Genomic DNA, 18,355 nt, shown 5'->3' with positions numbered 1-18,355 from the left:
ATATCGGTGTTTACAGAATATTTTATCTGCTTGAATACCTCTACTATTTGGCTGGATGGTGATAAGCTTGGACTTGAGGCTGCATGCCTGCGCGTATTCCTTTCATACTCTTCCGTTTAAAACTTCCTTTAAGCCGCCTCCCTTTTTTCTGCTCCGGCTGCAGGTGGTGGGCAGTTGCCAGGCGCTGGTGAACGGCAAAATGAAGCTCATTGAACCAGGTGATTTGCTGATTTACCGCCCCGGGGAGCCTTATCATTTAGAGGTGGGGGCTATGGACGGGAAAACTGAGAGCGGCGATTATTTTATGCTCTGCGAAGGCTCATGGATTGAAGAATGGTGGAAGGAGAAGACCCGGCCGATTCAGCAAAAAATTCATCTGGATGCCGGCATGCTGTCTTTATGGCAGCAGCTCAATATCGAGCATCACCGGCGTGTGCAGGATAATTCCGAGCTGATCCGTCATCTGCTTTGCGCTTTATGCTTGTCGCTTGACCGTCTGCCGGTGGATTCCGGCTCCCGTGAGGATGACCAGGGCCATTCTAATGAAATAGTGATGCTGATGCGGCGGTATATCAATGAGCATGCGCTGCGCCCGCTGCGGGTAATGGATGTTGCCGAGGCAGCAGGACTTAGCGTGTCCCGGGCGGTGCATCTTTTTAAGGAGCTGACGGGTTATACTATTATTCAATATGCGCAGGAAATCCGGTTGTCGAATGCCCTGGAGCAGATTCGCTATACCGACCTTGGACTGGAAAACATCGCCGGGAGCTGCGGGTTCGGCACGTATTCCTATTTTCACAAGGTGTTCAAGGCCAGGTACGGGTTATCTCCCAGCGAGGTCCGCAACCGTCCGCTTGAGCCTGGTCTGGAGGGGGTTTTTGCCACTGCCGGCACAGTGAACGGTGCCAACCTATCGCCGGATGCACGGAGGTTTTTGACGAGTTGAGGCGCGGCTGGACTGAACCCTCTACGTGAGACAAACAATCCAGGATAAGCGTAAAACTAATGCGCCGTTTCAAAAGGAGGGTGAGGAATTCATTGACATCCGCTGCCCGTTGACCCTATACTAATTCCCAAATAGGACGAAGCACGTCCCGTACTCATGCTACATGGGTGCGGGATTTTTTTGTGTCTAAGGGAAGGGGATTATCTGTTATGGGATTTCAAGAAGAGTATAGCGGATGGCTTGAGTATCATACGAAGCGAAGAAAGGGCGAACGCAAGGATAGGCTGGAACGGGGACATGGTCACGGAGAGCGAATGTTTTTGGAGCAGGTATGGTGGCCGATGATGGGTTCTTTGCGGGATTTGCATCCTGAATATGAGGTGGCGGACTGGCGGGGGAGACCTTATTTTGTTGATCTTGTCTGGAAGCCGGGACAGGTGAAGTTTGCATTTGAAGTGAAGGGCTATGGACCTCATGTGCAAAATATGGATCGCCGTCGTTACCGGCAGGAGCTAAACCGGGAAACCTTTCTTCAAATTGCCGGATTTAGGGTAGTAGCAATTCCTTATGATGACCTTGAAGACAGTCCGCAGCTTACGATTTCGCTGATGAGGTCGCTATTGGCCCCGTTTCTAAGCGGGAAGCACACGGTAGAGCCATTTACTCGTCTGGAACGCGAGATCATCCGGCTTGCGGTCTCCAGAGATGGAGTAATCCGCCCCGTTGATCTGGTCAAGGAGCTTGGAGTCAACCTGCGGACGGTTCGAAATGCGCTGCAGGCGCTGTCTGCAAAAGGCAGGCTCCGGCCTGTGCCAACGAATAGCGGCAGGAGAGTCTGCCGTTATGAGGTGATTCACTCATTCTCGGACGACCAGTTGTGGTGAGTGAGGGCCGGGTGGTCACATTTGGCTCCAACAACGGCAAAAATGCCGTTGTTGGAGCCGCCGTGGGCGATAGGCTTGTGAACAAAGGCAGAAATGCCGTTGTTGAAGCCGCTGCAGGCGATAAGCCCGTGAACAAAGGCAGAAATGCCGTTGTTGAAGCCGCTGTGGGCGAGTGGCGCGTGAACAACGGCAAAACTGCCGTTGTTGGAGCCGCCGCGGGCGATAGGCCTGTGAACAAAGGCAGAAATGCCGTTGTTGGAGCCGCCGTGGGCGATAAGCCTGTGAACAAAGGCAGAAATGCCGTTGTTGAAGCCGCTGTGGGCGAGTGGCGCGTGAACAAAGGCAAAACTGCCGTTGTTGGAGCCGCCGCGGGCGATAGGCCTCTGAACAAAGGCAAAACTGCCGTTGTTGGAGCGGCCCCTGCCGGGCTTCGTCCTCAGACGCAGCTACCCGCCCAAATCTCTAATTGTGAACTGATTTTTCTGTCAATTGTGCTGGTGTCGCTCCCTGGGGGAATCTTTTATGATGGAAAAGATATCTGAAACCGTTATCATAGAGATCAAAAGGAGTGTCTACTAGAATGGAAACAGCAATATATCCTTTTCAACAAATTGAGCTGCAACTGAATGAACGCGTTCAGGACCTGCTGTCCAGATTAACGCTGGATGAGAAGGTAAGCCTAATGCCACAATATCAAGCAGCCATCGAGCGTCTTGGAATCGGCGGCTACAAGCACGGTACGGAGGGGGCGCATGGCATTTCCTGGCTGGGCAAAGCGACCTCTTTTCCACAGCCCAGCGGACTGGCCTGCACATGGAACACCGAGCTGCTGCATAAGATTGGTGCGGCAATCGGCGATGAGGCCAGAGCGTTTTACCGGAAAAACCCCACAGTTAACGGCCTCACTCTCTGGGCGCCTACAGTAGATATGGAGCGTGATCCGCGCTGGGGCAGAACGGAAGAAGCTTACGGCGAAGACCCTGCATTAACCGGCCGCCTCAGCACTGCGCTGGTCAAGGGGATTCAAGGCGATCATCCCAAATACTTGAAAGCGGTAGCAACACTGAAACATTTCCTCGGAAATAATAATGAGATTAACCGTGGAGTGGATTCATCCAGCATTGATCCGCGCAATATGCGCGAGTATTATCTTGAGGCGTTCAAGCCTGCCTTCAAGGAAGGCGGCGCGCAGTCTATGATGACCGCCTACAACTCGGTGAACGGTGTGCCGGTAATCCTGCATCCTGCGGTCATGGAGATTGTGAAGGGCGAATGGGAAATGGATGTCTTTATTGTAAGCGATGCCGGAGATTTGTTCGGGATTGTGAAGGACCATAAGTATTATGAATCGTTTGCCCAGTCTATGGCTGAATCTATCCAGAACGGTATCGACAGTGTGACGGAAGAGACGGAAGAGACCATTAAGGTTATTCATGAGGCGCTGAATGAAGGTTATCTTACCGAAGCGGATCTCGACCGTGCGCTCTTTAATACCTTCCGGGTCCGTTTCCGTCTGGGCGAGTTCGATCCGGAGGAAGGCAACCCGTATGCAGCTATCGACGATTCCGTAATTCTCAGCAAGGAGCACAGTGAGCTGTCGCTGGAAGCGGCGAAGCAGTCCATTGTTCTGCTGAAGAATGACAATGCCGCCCTTCCACTCTGCAAAACAAAGCTGTCCAAAGTGGCGCTCATCGGACCGCTGGCAGATGAAGCCTTCCGGGACTGGTATTCCGGCACTTTGGCATATGGCGTTACGCCTTTGCAGGGGGTGAGCAAGAAGCTTGCCGGGAAGCAGGTTGCTTTTGAGAGCGGCGATGACCGGATTATCCTGACATCGGCGGCAAACGGTAGAGCCGTGGGAATGACCGGCGAGGATGGCAGGCTGGCTGTGCTGTATGATGCACCGGAGCGCGGGGAGATGTTCCGCCATACGGCCTGGGGCTGGACAGCCCATACGCTGAAGGCGACCAGCCGGGGACAGTATGTCACGCTGACAGACGCCGACACCCTGACTGCTTCTTCTGAGGAAATTTACGGCTGGTACGTGAAGGAAACGCTGAACCTGGTGCCGGAAGCCGACGGCGCTGTAAGTCTGCGGACCTGGAATGACAAGCGGATCTCTATTGATACTGAGGACGGGACACTGAGGGTTGGCGCAGAGGATGCCAGCGCAGAGGAACGTACCTTCCGCAAAAATATAGTCGTGAACGGCATCGAAGCTGCGGTTGCTGCCGCTAAGGCTGCTGAAGTTGCGGTCGTGTTCGTCGGCAACCATCCGCTGGTGAACGGCAAGGAGGAAATCGACAGACCGGATATTGTACTGCCGGAAGAGCAGGAGCGTCTGGTCAAAGCTGTACACGCAGCCAATCCCAATACGGTAGTAGTAATTGTAGGCAGCTATCCGATTTCTTCCACCTGGATTGATGAGAATATTCCGGCGGTGCTGTATACCTCCCACAGCGGACAGGAGCTGGGCAACGCGGTTGCGGATGTGCTGTTCGGCGACTATAGCCCGTCAGGCAAGCTGAATATGACCTGGTACCGTTCCGTGGACCAGCTTCCCGCCCTGATGGATTACGATATTATCAAAGGCAAACGGACTTACATGTATTTTGACGGCGAGCCGCTGTATCCGTTCGGTCATGGCCTGAGCTATACGCAGGTTGCCTACAGCAGTCTGTCACTGGAAGCCAAGGAGCTGGAGCAGGTTGGCCAGATTAAGCTGTCGGTCCAGGTTGAAAATACCGGCGGGACCGCCGGGGATGAAGTCGTTCAGCTCTATGTGCATGCCTTGTCCTCGCGGGTTAAACGTCCGCTGAAGCAACTGAAGGGCTTTGAAAAAATTCATCTCGCCGCAGGTCAAAAGCAGACAGTTTCCTTTACCCTGCCGGTGGCCGAACTGGCCTTCTGGGATGTAACGCGGGAGCAATATTGTGTGGAGACCGGCGAGTATGAGCTGATGATCGGCCGCTCCTCAGGCGACATTCAACTGACCGGCAAAATATATGTTCATGGAGAGACGGTTCCTCCGCGCAATCTCTATCAAGAGGTCAAAGCAGAGAACTATGACGATTATGAAAAAGTATATCTGGATGAATGCAAGGCGGGCGGCGCAGCCATTCATCCGTTAGCGGACGGGGCCTGGATCGCCTTCAAGGATGTGCAGTTTGACAAGGGCGCGACAGTGTTCCGGGGGCTTGTGTCCTCCGTGAAAGGCGGCAGCATAGAGATCAGAACCGGAGGTCCATCAGGAAAGTTGGCGGGTTCGCTTGAGATTCCGTCAGGAGGCGGGCTGCAGGAGTGGAAGAGTCTGAACGTTCTTGTGGGCATCGAAGACGGGAATACGGACGTCTATCTGAGCTTTACCGGCGAGGTTCTGCTTAGCCGCTTCAATTTCAGCGTGTAGAATAACTTTTCGTATCATAAAAGTGCCCCGTACCCTCAGATTATTCAGAGAATACGGGGCATTTTGCTGCGGATTTAATCTCCGCCTCCGCCGCCCCCGCCGGAATCCCCGCCGCCAGAACCGCCCCCATCATGACCCCCGCCGCCAAAGCCGCCGCTGTCATGACCGCCGTGGCTGTGACCGCCGTGACCGCTGCCCCAACTGCTGCCGCCACTGCTGTGGCCGTGATGCCCGTTGTTTCCATCATGATGATGATTGCCGGAGTGCGGCTTGTGGTTGTCGTCCGGAGTGAAATCCATTCCGGCACCGGTATAGAAAAAACTGTCTGCGGAATCATTCCTGTACCTTCCGTTTCTGCGTTTTTTGTTGCCGTTATCTTTTACAACAGCTTGAACGACGATGTAGACAATCACTCCAATAAAAATGATGCCAATGCCCAATAGTATCACTCCTAAAAGTTTATCTTCTTCGAATTACACCGTATAAAGCTCTCATCCGTTCTATAGAATTGTACCATATTATTGAAGCCTTGGGGCATTCTGAGCTGCTGCTCCTTAGAAGGTGATGCTCCGGTCCTGCCGGAACTCTTTTGGCGTCCTGCCGGTATATTTTTTGAACACTTTGGTAAAATAGCTCTGGTCGTTGAAGTGGAGCCGGGTGGCGATATCCGACAGAGTGATGCCCGGCAGCTCCATCAGGCGTTTGGCCTCCTCAATCCGTTCCCGCTGAATGTAATCGCTGACAGCAATGCCGTTCTCCTTCTTGAACTGCTGGGACAGATAGCTGGCGTTAAGTCCGGCGACTCCGGCGAGCGTGCTCAGCGTAAGCTCCTCATACAGATGGTTAAAAATATAATTCTGGCACAGCGCGGATGTGCGGGAGAGCTTGGAGCTGCGGTTATTCTTCACATGATCGGCAAAATCGCAGAGTGCGGCAAGCTGGGCACGGTCCACAGCCGGAATATCTGTCAGCTCCTCGATGTGCTGGATATGGAAGTCACTCAGTGTATAGGCAATTTCCCAGAACAGCCCTCCTTCAATCGCCGCGCGGGTTGCAAGCGTAATGGAGGAGACGGCGAGGTTCTTTTTGCTGCGAAGCTGGCTTTTCTTGGAGAGCCGTCCGAACTTCTCTTCGGAAAAGGTAGCCTGGGTCCGCAGCAGTTCATCTTTATTTCCATTACGGATGTGCCGGAACAGCTCACGCTCCAGCATCGGGTCATGGTGCAGCCAGGTGTTTTCGCGCCGGTAAGACAGATTAAGATCACTTCCTTCCTCCGGAAGCGGCAAGGGCGGAGAGGCCTGGTCTTGCAGCAGCTCGCTGAGGGACAAGGCTTGGCCTGTAACTAGCGTATGCAGCAGCATCGCGGCATGATAGAGCCGCATCCGGTCTATCACGGGCAGCCCTTGGTAATAACGCAGCCAGCCTTCCTGCCTTCCCGCCGGAAGGTTATGGTCGTGCAGCAGGCTTGCCGCGCTTTCACCGGTGAAGGGGGCGAACAATGAAGGCCCGACGATGATGGCCCCGGACTGCTTCAGCTCACCGGCAAGCGGGAGTACGATGAAATTTTCCAGGTAAGCTGTAGTGTGGATCAGTGGAAGGGCTGCTCCCGGTTCATGGTTGCTGATAGGGTTGGCTTGAAGGAGCTCCGTTATTTCGGCAAGCAGCCCTTTGCCGCCTTCAGCCGGAGGCCGGTCCTCGAACGGCTGCGGCAGCAATCCCTTGACTTCGCCCTCTGCATCCAGCCAAACCGCCGGAACCCGGCAGGACTCGAGTATTAGTCTGCAGATATACGGTATTCTTTCCTTTTTCGCTATATTATCAAGCATTGGTTCTGTAGCTCCCATCCAATGAAAATACCAAATATACAATGATAATGCCATAAATCTCTGGAGAAGTATATTAGAATGAAGAAAAGTAAGCACTTCCAAGGAGGACCATGATGACAACTGACATTCACAACCTGATTTCGCAAATGACGCTTGAAGAGAAAGCCGGGCTCTGCTCCGGGCTGGATTTCTGGCATACCAAAGGCATAGAACGGCTGGGTATTCCCTCGCTGATGGTCACGGACGGTCCGCATGGCCTGCGCAAGCAGGCAGAGAGCGCAGACCATCTTGGACTCCATAACAGTGTGCCGGCTACCTGTTTTCCCTCTGCGGCAGGACTGGCTTCTACCTGGAACCGGGAGCTGATCGGCCGGGTAGGCGAAGCGCTGGGCAGAGAATGCCAGGCAGAGAATGTGTCGATTCTGCTTGGACCAGGCGCAAACATCAAGCGCTCACCGCTGAACGGGCGCAATTTCGAATATTTTTCCGAAGATCCTTATTTGTCCTCTGAAATGGCCGCGAATCATATCAAGGGTGTGCAGAGCCAGGGCGTGGGTACGTCGCTGAAGCATTTTGCCGCCAATAACCAGGAGCACCGCCGCATGTCTACGGACGCTGTCATTGATGAACGCACGCTGCGGGAAATTTATCTGGCGAGCTTTGAAGGGGCTGTGAAGATGAGTCAGCCGTGGAGTGTCATGTGCTCTTACAACCGTGTTAATGGCGAATACGCTTCGGAGAGCGAAACACTGCTGACCCGGATTCTCCGCGATGAATGGGGTTTTGAAGGTTTCGTGGTATCTGACTGGGGGGCGGTCAATGAGCGGGTAAAGGCGCTGCAGGCCGGACTGGAGCTGGAAATGCCGTCCAGCGGCGGCATCGGCGACGCCAAGATCGTAGCTGCGGTGAACAGCGGCGAGCTGTCCATGGAAACGCTGGACCTGGCTGTTGAGCGGGTGTTGTCCTATGTTTTCAAGAGTGTGGAGCACCGCCGGGAGCAGGCAGCCGTTGATCTTGAGCAGCATCACCGTCTGGCCCGCGAAGTGGCCCGGGAGAGCATGGTGCTGCTTAAGAACGAGGACCATATCCTGCCGCTTGCCAAAGCAGGCACGCTGGCTGTCATCGGTGAGTTCGCCAAAAAGCCGCGTTATCAGGGCGGGGGCAGCTCGCACGTCAATCCAACCAAGCTGGATGATGCTTTTGCCGAGCTGCAAGCGGTGGCGGGAGATGCTGCAAGCTTCCTGTACGCGCAGGGCTATGAGCTTGACAGCGATGGGATCAATGAGGCGCTGCTGCAGGAAGCGCGGGAAACAGCGGCCAAAGCGGATGCGGCCATACTGTTCCTCGGCCTGCCGGACCGCTATGAGTCGGAGGGCTATGACCGCAGCCATTTGTCGCTGCCGGAGAGCCATATCGCACTGATCGGCGCGGTTGCTGAGGTTCAGGAGAAGGTTATCGTCGTGCTGAGCAACGGCTCTCCCGTGATTATGCCCTGGATCGGCAAGACCCAAGCGATTCTGGAGGGCTATCTGGGCGGTCAGGCCTTCGGCGGCGCGGTTGCCGATCTGCTCTTCGGCGAGGTGAGTCCAAGCGGCAAGCTGGCTGAGACATTCCCGGTGAAGCTGAGCGATAATCCGTCATTCCTGAATTTCCCGGGCGAAGGCGACAAGGTAGAGTACAAGGAAGGCTTGTTCGTGGGCTACCGCTATTATGATAAAAAAGAAATAGAGCCGCTGTTCCCGTTCGGCTTCGGTCTGAGCTACACGGAGTTCGAGTACAGCGGGCTGAAGCTGGATACAACCAGCATCAACGATTCGGAATCCGTGAATGTCAGCGTAACCGTGAAGAATACCGGCAGCCGGACCGGCCGGGAAATCGTACAGCTCTATGTCAGCGATGTAGAGAGCAGTGTCATCCGTCCGCTGCAGGAGCTGAAGGGCTTCCAGAAGGTGGAGCTGCAGCCGGGGGAAGCACGCGAGGTTTCTTTTACACTTGATAAACGGTCCTTTGCTTATTACAACGTGGAGCTTGGCGATTGGCATGTGGAGAGCGGAGGCTTCCAGCTTTCTGTCGGGTCCTCTTCACGCGATATCCGGCTGAGCGCTTCGCTTGAGGTGAGCTCCAGCACTGAAATTGCAGTGCACTTCCACCGCAACACAACAGTCGGCGACCTGCTGGACAACCCGCTTACGGCAGAGAAGGCGAAGAAATACAGCAGCATTTTTGGGCTGGAGGGTGCTATGGAGGACAACCCGGACATGTTCATTGCGATGATGAAATACATGCCGCTGCGTGCGATGATCGGCTTTGGACAGGGCAAATATACCGAGGCGGATTTGGCTCAGGATCTGCGGGAGATGAACGCGCTGGTAGCGAAGTGAATTTTCCTATAAAATTGGCCGTATTTTCTGATTAGTTAATGCAAAAGCAGCGATTCCCATTTGCGGATTGCTGCTTTTGTTTTTATTCGCCGATGTACAAGGTTAAAATAGTCCAATCCCTAATTGCCGGATTGTCCAATTCACCTGATCTCAATCTCAAGTTATAATGAAAGCGCAACCATTCGGCATTTGTTTTCATATCAATTGATGGAGCAATACAATTATAAAAAAACACAGCAATGGAGGTTTCAGATTATGTCTAATCTTAAGCTTAAATGGTTCTCCAGCACGGAGCAGGCGCCCTGGACTGAACGTGAAGTGCCGGAGCCGCAAGCTGCCGGAGCAGAGAACACTGCGGCGGCGAATCTGACGTTTACAGGCGATACTTATCAAACGCTGGAAGGCTTTGGCGGGTGCTTCAATGAACTTGGGTTTGCCGCGCTGGGTCATCTGCCGGATGATGAACGGGCCAAAGTGATGTATAGCTTGTTCCATCCCGAGGGAGAGCAGCGGTTCAGCATTTGCCGTCTGCCCATTGGAGCCAGCGATTACGCGCTGGACTGGTATAGCTTGAACGAAACGGATGGCGATTACGCCATGGAGCATTTCTCTATTGAACGTGACCGGAAGCTGCTGATTCCTTATATCAAGGAAGCTCTGGCGCTGAACCCGGAGCTTAGATTATTCGCATCTCCCTGGAGCCCTCCGACGTGGATGAAGTTTCCAAAGGCTTATAATTACGGAACGCTCCGCTGGGAGCCGGAGATTCTTGCCGCTTACGCGCTGTACTTCGTGAAGTTCGTGGAGGCCTACCGGGCAGAGGGGATCACCATTCACCAGGTGCATGTACAGAATGAAGTGGTTGCCGATCAGAAATTCCCGTCCTGTGTGTGGACCGGTGAGCAGCTAAAGATTTTTATCCGCGATTATCTTGGACCGGCCTTTGAAGAGCATGGACTGGAGACGGAAATCTGGCTGGGTACGATCAACGCCCCGGAGCCGTGGGATGAATGGCTGAAGAAGAAATCGAGCGATCATGATGCTTTTGCCGGGGTGGTGCTGGGTGATCCCGGGGCCTACAAGTACGTCAAGGGCGTTGGGTATCAGTGGGCCGGCAAGCATGCGATCCAGCGGACGGTGCAGAGCTATCCCGAGCTGCGGTACATGCAGACGGAGAATGAATGCGGCGACGGCGAGAACACCTGGTTTTACGCCAAGTATATTTTTGGTCTGTATCAGCATTATTTCATGAACGGCGTAAATGCCTATATCTACTGGAATATGGCACTTGAGCCGAAAGGGCGAAGCACCTGGGGCTGGGAGCAGAACTCCATGCTGACCATCGACCCCTCAGCGAAGCAAGTCATTCACAATCCAGAGTACTATGTAATGAAGCATTTCTCCCGTTTCGCTTCTCCGGGTTCGGTAAGAGCGGGAATACGGGGGCCGTGGAGCGGACATGCCGTAGCGTTCCGCACGCCGGAGGGCGAAAGGGTGCTCGTTATTTCCAATCCTTACAAAGAAGTCCGGATGCTGCATTTAGGCAGCGGATCAGATCAGTATTCCCTTCCGCTTGAAGCGGAATCGTTCCACACCTTTGTGCTTGGTGAATAGACAATTTTCTCATAGAACTAACGTCCGGTTTGCGGGGCGTTAGTTTTTTACTGCAAATATGCTGCACGCTGCAAGCTATCCTTCTATACTTAGCAAAAGGAAACGGTTTCTTTCGAAGGAAGGCGTGACCGGTTCTGTCTATATTAATCTGATCTGCCTTGGGTAAACTACGGCATGAGGAACAAGGAGGCTGGGGCGTGTTATGTATGCCAAATGGATGATGAAGCTGTCCGGTCCTTTCCGGCGCAGTATCCGCAATAAGCTCATTCTGACGATGATTCTGCTGGCCACCCTGCCTATTGTGGCGATAACGGGGCTTGCCGCCGAGAACAGCCGCCGCTCCATGGAGACCGAAGTCATTAATACGAATCTTTCCAATATGAAATGGACAGGCGTTTATTTGGGCGACCAGTTCGCCCAGCTTAATAATCTGATCTACACGGTAATGATCAGTCCGCACCTAAGCGATTATCTGGCAAGCGCGGGAGAGACTAATCTGTCCAGCCAGTTCACTGCACAGCGGAATATTATCGACACCTTGACGAATCTGTTCTACTCCGCCGGGAATCATGTGGTCGGAGTGGAGCTGTATTTGAAGGATTACAATAAGCTGTTCACGGTCAACGCCTCAAGGAGTGATATCCGGTCACCGGCAGTTGTTCCGGCTCCCTACAAGCAGTTGTTCGATCAGGACAAGGATTTCATGATCACCACGGACAGCAGGGATGGAAGCAAGTTTCAGCTTATCCGCAGCATTAACCGTTTTGAGAATCAGGAGAAGCTCGGCGGCATTTCGCTGGCAATCCGCTGGGGGATGCTTGATCAGACGCTGAACCTCCTGGGCAGGGGGAACGATCATACGGTATTTATTGCGGGAGCTGACGGCAAGGTGCTGTACCAGCCCTGGGGCAGCGATCCCGCTTCCGGGACCTTGTCCCGAATCGCTGACACCGGTGAGAGCCAGGGGTATTTTCGCAGCGACCATGAATATGTGTTCTACAATACCATTGATCCCGTGGGACTCAAGCTGGTCACCGTTATCCCTGACAGCTTCATTAACCAAAGTGCAATGGCGACCATGAACTTCGGTTTGATCGTAGGCGCTGTCTCTATAGGTGTGGCGGTCCTGCTTGCCGTCATTCTCGCCTGGCGGCTGGCTACGCCAATCGTTAGTCTTGCCCGCTCCATTCAGGGCTTCGGCATGATGAAGGAGCGGGGGGTGCGTCATAGCAACCGTGTGGATGAGATCGGCCTCTTGGAGACAAAGCTGGACCAAATGTCGCACCGCATCCGTGAGCATATCCGCACCGAGTATATGATCAGTCTTGAAAAGAAGAGCAGCGAGCTTAAGGCGCTACAGGCGCAGATTAACCCGCATTTTCTGCAAAATACGCTCCAGATGATTGGCAGCATGCTGTTCAAGAACAGTCCGGCGGAAAGCTACGGCGTGCTGCGCTCGCTAAGCGATATGTTCCGTTATATCATCCGTGAGCCGGAGGATCTTGCGCCGCTGCGGGCGGAGCTGAACCATTTGAACAACTACATGCAAATTCAGCAGCAGCGCTTCGCTGCCCGGCTGGACTATGCGCTCCAGGTGGATGAAGGAACGCTGAACAGCTTAATTCCGAAGCTTAGCCTGCAGCCTATTGTGGAGAATGCTTTTTTTCATGGCCTGGAGCGTAAGGAAGGCCCGTGGGAGCTGGAGGTCCAAGTGAGCCGCGACGGTGAGGACACGGTCATTGTCATCCATGACAACGGCGTGGGTATTGAGCCGGACAAGCTTGCCGAGCTGCAACGCAGGCTTAAGAAACGCAGCGGAGATTTGTGGACGCATGGCGAGCGGATCGGGCTGAGCAATGTCGCATCGCGGATTCATCTGCATTTCGGCGGCAGCTACGGCATCTCCGCCGAGAGCAGTGAAGGCCGGGGAACCACGGTCACTGTTAGAATTCCCTATAGTTGAGATTGTGGATTTTAAATACGGGGAGAGTGTCGGAGTGGAAGTTTGGAACTGGAAGAGCGAACGCGTCCGCCTTTAGGGTTGGATTTCTACCGCGAATAGCGGTTTAAAATCAGGAAATCCAACCATAACAGCGGCCGGAAGTCCAAACATTCCACGCAGTCACGACCGTACCCATTATAAATAACAAACCAAAAATTGAGATTGTGGATTTTTAAATACGGGGAGAGTGTCGGAGTGGAAGTTTGGAACTGGAGGAGCGAACGCGACCGCCTTTAGGGTTGGATTTCTACCGCGAATAGCGGTTCAAATCAGGAAATCCAACCATAACAGCGGCCGGAAGTCCAAACATTCCACGCAGTCACGACCGTACCCATTATAAATAACAAACCAAAAATTGAGATTGTGGATTTTTAAATACGGGGAGAGTGGCGGAGTGGAAGTTTGGAACTGGAGGAGCGAACGCGACCGCCTTTAGGGTTGGATTTCTACCGCGAATAGCGGTTCAAATCAGGAAATCCAACCATAACAGCGGCCGGAAGTCCAAACATTCCACGCAGACCCGACCGCACCCATTATAAATAACAAACCAAAATTGAGATTGTGGATCTATAAATACGGGGAGAGTGGCGGAGTGGAAGTTTGGAACTGGAGGAGCGAACGCGTCCGCCTTTAGGGTTGGATTTCTACCGCGAATAGCGGCTTAAAATCAGGAAATCCAACCATAACAGCGGCCGGAAGTCCAAACATTCCACGCAGTCCCGACCGTACCCATTATAAATAACAAACCAAAAATTGAGATTGTGGATTTTTAAATACGGGGAGAGTGGCGGAGTGGAAGTTTGGAACTGGAGGAGCGAACGCGACCGCCTTTAGGGTTGGATTTCTACCGCGAATAGCGGTTTAAAATCAGGAAATCCAACCATAACAGCGGCCGGAAGTCCAAACATTCCACGTAGTCACGACCGCACCCGTAATAGAGAACTCCCAATCTCAATCCACATACCCCCGAAAGGATGATCGCCATGATAAAAGTGCTGCTGGTGGATGATGAGAGCTGGAACCGGGATATAGTGCGGACGTTCGGCTCCTGGGAGGAGCATGGGATGGAGATTGCCGGCGAAGCCGAGGACGGACGGGAGGCGCTGCGCCTGACAGAGGAGCTGTCCCCGCAGATCGTTATTACCGACATGCGCATGCCCGGCGCGGATGGCGTCATGCTGATGAACAATCTTCATGCGGAATACCCTGAGATCAAGGTCATCGTGGTCAGCGGTTATGATGATTTCAATTATGCCCAGAATGCCATCCGGTACGGTGCGGTGGATTATTTGCTGAAGCCGATTGACCCTAAGGAGCTGAACGCTGTGCTGGATAAATGCCGGAGAGAGCTGGAGGAGGCGGAGCGGGGACAACGTGCATACGCGCTGGATATTGAGGTGTCGCTGTGCCTCTCCTCCTACAAGCAGTTGATGCGGGTGCACTTCAATGAATTGAACACCGAGGGGGTTAATTTGGTTCTGGCAGGGATACGCAGAGAGCTGGAGCTTGGGGGAGCCAAAGGATCTGCGGCATTCCGGCAGGCGGCCAGCGAGATGCTGCTGCTGTTGAAGGAGCTAATGCGGGGGAACCGGCTGGAGGATGAGCTGCTGAAGGCCGAAATATCTCATGATGCACTGGCTTCAGCAGCGGATGTCGAGGCGTATCTGAAGGCACTCTATGGGGGCAGTCTTGAACTGCTGATCGGGCAGCGCAAGTTCAAGAATAAGCTGAACCTTGATGAGGTGAGGCAGTATATCGACGGACATTTTGCCGAGGCGGTGACGCTGGAGGGGCTGGCCCGGGCTTTTTTTGTCAGCAAGGAATATCTAAGCAAGGTGTTCAAGCTGGAATACGGCTGCAACGTTACGGACTACATTCTCGGGTTGCGTATGGATAAGGCAAAGGAATGGCTGGCCGATGAGAATATTCCAATCAAGACGGTTGCCGAGCTTGCCGGGTACGAGGATGTAGGATATTTCTACAGAGTATTCAAAAAGCATTACGGCGTCGCTCCGGGTGAAATGCGCAAGCAGAATGCCAGTTTAAAAATGTCCAACTCCGAAGGGTAATTCCGTCCAATTAAACGCTTTCATAATCAAGGTACAATGAAAGCGTAAACAAAACATAGACATTGGGAGGTCTTACATCATGAAAAAGATGAATAAAGGTCTACTCTGCACGTTCCTCGCCGCTACTCTGCTTGCAGGCTGCAGCAGCAACAGCGGCAGTAACGGAGCTGCTCCAACCGGAGAAAGTACAGGCAGCGGCAGCGCTGCCGCCAAAAGTGTAACACTCAAAATGTTCATCGCACAGCCCCGCTTCAAGGAGCAATACGATAACTATATTGCCGAGTTTGTGAAGAAGGAAAAAGCGGACAAGAACATCGACGTCTCCGTGCAGCTCGAAATGCCTACGGCGGACAACGCCTCACAGATTCTGAAGACACGGCTTGCTTCCAATGATGCGCCTGATATTTTTGCCATTCATGCCGTTAACGAAATCCCATCCTACTATAAAGCCGGATATTTGGAGGATCTGAGCAGCCAGCCGTTTGTCGGCAAGCTCCTTGAGAGCGTTAAGCCTTCAGTGACCACTACAGACGGCAAGGTTGTAGCGCTGCCGCTGGAAACTCTGTCCTGGGGATATCTGTACAACAAGAAAATTTTCAGCGAGCAGGGACTGACTCCGCCGACAACGCTGACAGAGATGAAGACGGTCATCGAGAAGCTCAAGGCCAAAAAGATCACCCCATTCGTGCTCTCCTATAAAGAGTCCTGGATTCCGCAGCTCGTGCTGCCGCTTGCCGTGGGCGGGATGATGAAAACCAAAGATCCTGATTTCGTGAACAAAATGAACAAGGATGAAGGCTCCTTTACAGAGATGAAATCGGCAATCTTCGACGTGTTCGATCTGATCAACGCGAACGGTACGGAAAAAGCCACCGAGGTCGGCGGCGATGATGGCGCGGCAGCCTTTGCAGCAGGCAAGGGAGCTATGTGGCTGATGGGTCCTTGGTATGCTGAAACGATCCTGAAATCGAATCCTGATCTGGACTTCGGCGTAGCTCCGCTGCCAATCAACGATGATGCCAATGCGACCTTGATCAATCTCAGCGCTTCGACTTCGCTAGCCGTATCGCCAACCAGCAAGAACAAAGAAGTTGCGCTTGATTTCCTGAACTATGTGCTGGACGACCAGGCCTCCAATGCCTTTTTCCAAGCGCTCAAATTCAACCCGGTATCCACCGTTCACACCTATGAAAGCTATCCTTGGATCACTGAGGCTACCACTTATGTAAAAGCGGGCAAATCCGTGCAGGACCCGGCAATTCCGCAATCGGTCAAGGATGAAGTGGGCAAGGGACTGCAGGCGTATTATGCCGGACAAATGTCGCAGGATGACGTTCTGAAGGCGCTCGACAAAGCCTGGAAGTCCTACAACAAAGTTAACAAATAAGCTGCGGCAGGCTGCCAGGGATGGAAGAACAGTGGGATACCCCAGCTTCATCCATCCCTGTTTGCTGCTGCCCACATCATAGAGGGAGAGGAGCGGTTACTGTGCCGATTAAGAGATACAAAAATGTTCTTTCACTGCTTGCTTTCGTCGCGCCCGCATTTATCATCTACTTATTGTTTCTGCTGATTCCGACAGTTGGCGGTATGTATTACAGCTTTACAGACTGGAATGGACTGAATCCCAACTATTCCTTCATTGGCCTCGGCAACTTCATTGAAGCGCTGCGTGATGACCCGGATTTCGTCAATTCTCTGTTGTTTACGCTGAAATATGTGTTATTCATGATCGTTCTGCAAAATGTATTCGCGCTTGTGCTTGCTGTGTTCATTGAGACGAAGACCCGGACCAAAGGGTTCTTCCGTACCATTTTCTTCATGCCAAATATGATCAGTACCATTATCAGCGCCTTCATGTGGACCTTCGTGTTCTCTCAAGTGCTGCCGCAAATTGCCGAAAAAACAGCCATGTCCTTCCTGGATCAACTGTGGATCGGAGATCCTAAGGTATCCTTCTATTCGATCATAATCGTATCGCTGTGGAATGGTGTCGGCTATATGATGATTATATATCTGGCCGCCTTGCAGGGTGTGCCGCAAAGTCTTAAGGAAGCCGCTGTCATTGACGGCGCAAGCCCGTTCCAGACCTTCCGCAAGGTGACGCTGCCGATGATTACGCATGCGGTGACCATCTGCTTCTTCCTTACGCTTAACGGAGCGTTCAAGGTGTTCGAGGCGGTGTATGGCTTGACCGGCGGCGGTCCGGGACGCAGCACGCAGGTAATCACAATGAATATTTATGAAGAGGCGTTCTCCAACAACTTCCGTTACGGCTATGCCAGCGCCAAATCGGTTATTCTGTTCGTGATTATCCTGCTCTTCACCTTCATCCAGATTGGTGTCATGAAACGAAAAGAGGTGGAAGCATGAGACTAAGAAAAGGGGCTTCGCTATTCATCACGCTGTTTCTCTGTATCGGCGCGGTCATCTCCTTTTTCCCGATCTATCTGGCGATCATTAATTCTGTGAAAACCCAAGGCGAGATGTTCACCTCCTTCATGGCGCTGCCAACCAAGCTGCATTTTGAGAACTACAGCCAGGCCTTTGACAAAATCAACCTGCTGCACAGCACGTTGAACTCCGTGATTGTATCCGTGATCGGCATCGGCGGCATCATCTTCTGCGCGGCCCTGGCCGGCTACAAGCTGTCCCGGACCTCCGGCAAGCTGAGTGCTGCAATCTTCTCGCTGTTCATCGCTTCGATGCTGGTGCCGTTCCATTCGATCATGATTCCGCTGACCCGGATGGCCAAAACGCTGCATGTCAGCGGCAGCACCTACGGCTTGGCCCTGATCTATATCGGCCTTGGTGTGAATATGGCGATATTCCTGTATCATGGATTTGTGAAATCCATTCCCCGCGAGCTGGAGGAAGCGGCGCGCATTGACGGCTGCGGCGAGTTCCAGACTTTTTTCCGGATTATCTTCCCGCTGCTGGTGCCGATTACGGTCACGATTGCGATTCTTGATTTTCTGTGGATCTGGAATGACTTCCTGCTGCCGCTGCTGATGCTTACAGATTCCAACAAATACACTCTGATTCTATCGACGAACACACTCTTCGGGGAGTATAACAAGGAATGGTCGCTTATTCTGGCGGCATTGGTGCTGACGGCGCTTCCTGTAATTATCATCTACGGCTTCTTCCAGAAGTTTATTATGCAGGGGATTGCTGAGGGCGCAATTAAAGGTTGAGTTATAAGATAAACTTCAAAAGATTATGAA

Annotated in this window: 13 protein-coding genes; 11 read left to right on the top strand and 2 right to left on the bottom strand. The window is 52.9% G+C overall.

The genetic code is table 11. The annotated features are described in order from the left end of the window. Positions 1-67: 67 nt before the first annotated feature. The 4 genes from B212_RS31865 to B212_RS0118880 all read left to right on the top strand — a co-directional run bounded on the left by B212_RS31865 (position 68) and on the right by B212_RS0118880 (position 5,236). Positions 68-946 (top strand): helix-turn-helix transcriptional regulator, encoded by an 879-nt coding sequence (locus tag B212_RS31865; RefSeq protein ID WP_019912556.1) that lies wholly within the window; start codon positions 68-70, stop codon positions 944-946. A 209-nt stretch (positions 947-1,155) separates the two neighbouring features. Then, positions 1,156-1,830 (top strand): hypothetical protein, encoded by a 675-nt coding sequence (locus B212_RS0118890; RefSeq protein WP_019912555.1) that lies wholly within the window; start codon positions 1,156-1,158, stop codon positions 1,828-1,830. Next, a complete protein-coding gene (locus tag B212_RS34605; protein WP_036668314.1) occupies positions 1,827-2,372 on the top strand; it encodes a hypothetical protein in 546 nt (181 codons plus the stop codon). Before B212_RS0118890 ends, B212_RS34605 begins: the two co-directional genes overlap by 4 nt. A gap of 38 nt (positions 2,373-2,410) precedes the next feature. After that, entirely contained in the window at positions 2,411-5,236 is a 2,826-nt protein-coding gene (locus tag B212_RS0118880) for a glycoside hydrolase family 3 protein (RefSeq protein WP_019912553.1), read from the top strand. A gap of 74 nt (positions 5,237-5,310) precedes the next feature. On the opposite strand, the gene B212_RS0118875 is transcribed toward B212_RS0118880, so the two are convergent. Beyond that, positions 5,311-5,676: a hypothetical protein gene (locus B212_RS0118875; RefSeq protein WP_019912552.1), complete on the bottom strand. Its 366-nt coding sequence runs from the start codon at positions 5,674-5,676 to the stop codon at positions 5,311-5,313. A 114-nt stretch (positions 5,677-5,790) separates the two neighbouring features. Further along, positions 5,791-7,062, bottom strand: a complete 1,272-nt coding sequence (locus B212_RS0118870; protein ID WP_019912551.1) for a helix-turn-helix domain-containing protein — start codon at positions 7,060-7,062, stop codon at positions 5,791-5,793. Between the two features lie 113 nt (positions 7,063-7,175). On the opposite strand from B212_RS0118870, the gene B212_RS0118865 reads away from it, so the two are divergent. The 7 genes from B212_RS0118865 to B212_RS0118835 all read left to right on the top strand — a co-directional run bounded on the left by B212_RS0118865 (position 7,176) and on the right by B212_RS0118835 (position 18,325). Continuing rightward, entirely contained in the window at positions 7,176-9,443 is a 2,268-nt protein-coding gene (locus B212_RS0118865) for a glycoside hydrolase family 3 C-terminal domain-containing protein (RefSeq protein WP_019912550.1), read from the top strand. 255 nt (positions 9,444-9,698) lie between these two features. After that, complete coding sequence (locus B212_RS0118860; RefSeq protein WP_019912549.1) at positions 9,699-11,057, top strand: glycoside hydrolase family 30 protein; 1,359 nt, start codon at positions 9,699-9,701, stop codon at positions 11,055-11,057. Between the two features lie 202 nt (positions 11,058-11,259). Further along, complete coding sequence (locus B212_RS0118855; protein ID WP_019912548.1) at positions 11,260-13,020, top strand: sensor histidine kinase; 1,761 nt, start codon at positions 11,260-11,262, stop codon at positions 13,018-13,020. A 1,022-nt stretch (positions 13,021-14,042) separates the two neighbouring features. Continuing rightward, on the top strand, positions 14,043-15,128 hold the full coding sequence (locus tag B212_RS0118850) for a response regulator transcription factor (protein ID WP_019912547.1): 1,086 nt from the start codon (positions 14,043-14,045) through the stop codon (positions 15,126-15,128). 79 nt (positions 15,129-15,207) lie between these two features. Then, positions 15,208-16,515, top strand: a complete 1,308-nt coding sequence (locus B212_RS0118845; protein WP_019912546.1) for an ABC transporter substrate-binding protein — start codon at positions 15,208-15,210, stop codon at positions 16,513-16,515. Positions 16,516-16,616: 101 nt separating this feature from the next. Then, positions 16,617-17,501: a carbohydrate ABC transporter permease gene (locus B212_RS0118840; protein WP_019912545.1), complete on the top strand. Its 885-nt coding sequence runs from the start codon at positions 16,617-16,619 to the stop codon at positions 17,499-17,501. Further along, positions 17,498-18,325, top strand: coding sequence for a carbohydrate ABC transporter permease (locus tag B212_RS0118835; RefSeq protein WP_019912544.1), 828 nt, complete (start codon positions 17,498-17,500; stop codon positions 18,323-18,325). The genes B212_RS0118840 and B212_RS0118835 overlap by 4 nt, the downstream gene beginning before the upstream one ends. The last annotated feature ends 30 nt before the right edge of the window (positions 18,326-18,355 follow it).

The organism is Paenibacillus sp. HW567, assembly GCF_000374185.1.
Taxonomy (GTDB): domain Bacteria; phylum Bacillota; class Bacilli; order Paenibacillales; family Paenibacillaceae; genus Paenibacillus_AQ.
Note: the sequence above shows the minus strand (reverse complement) of the source record. Positions and strands in the feature narration are given on the sequence as shown.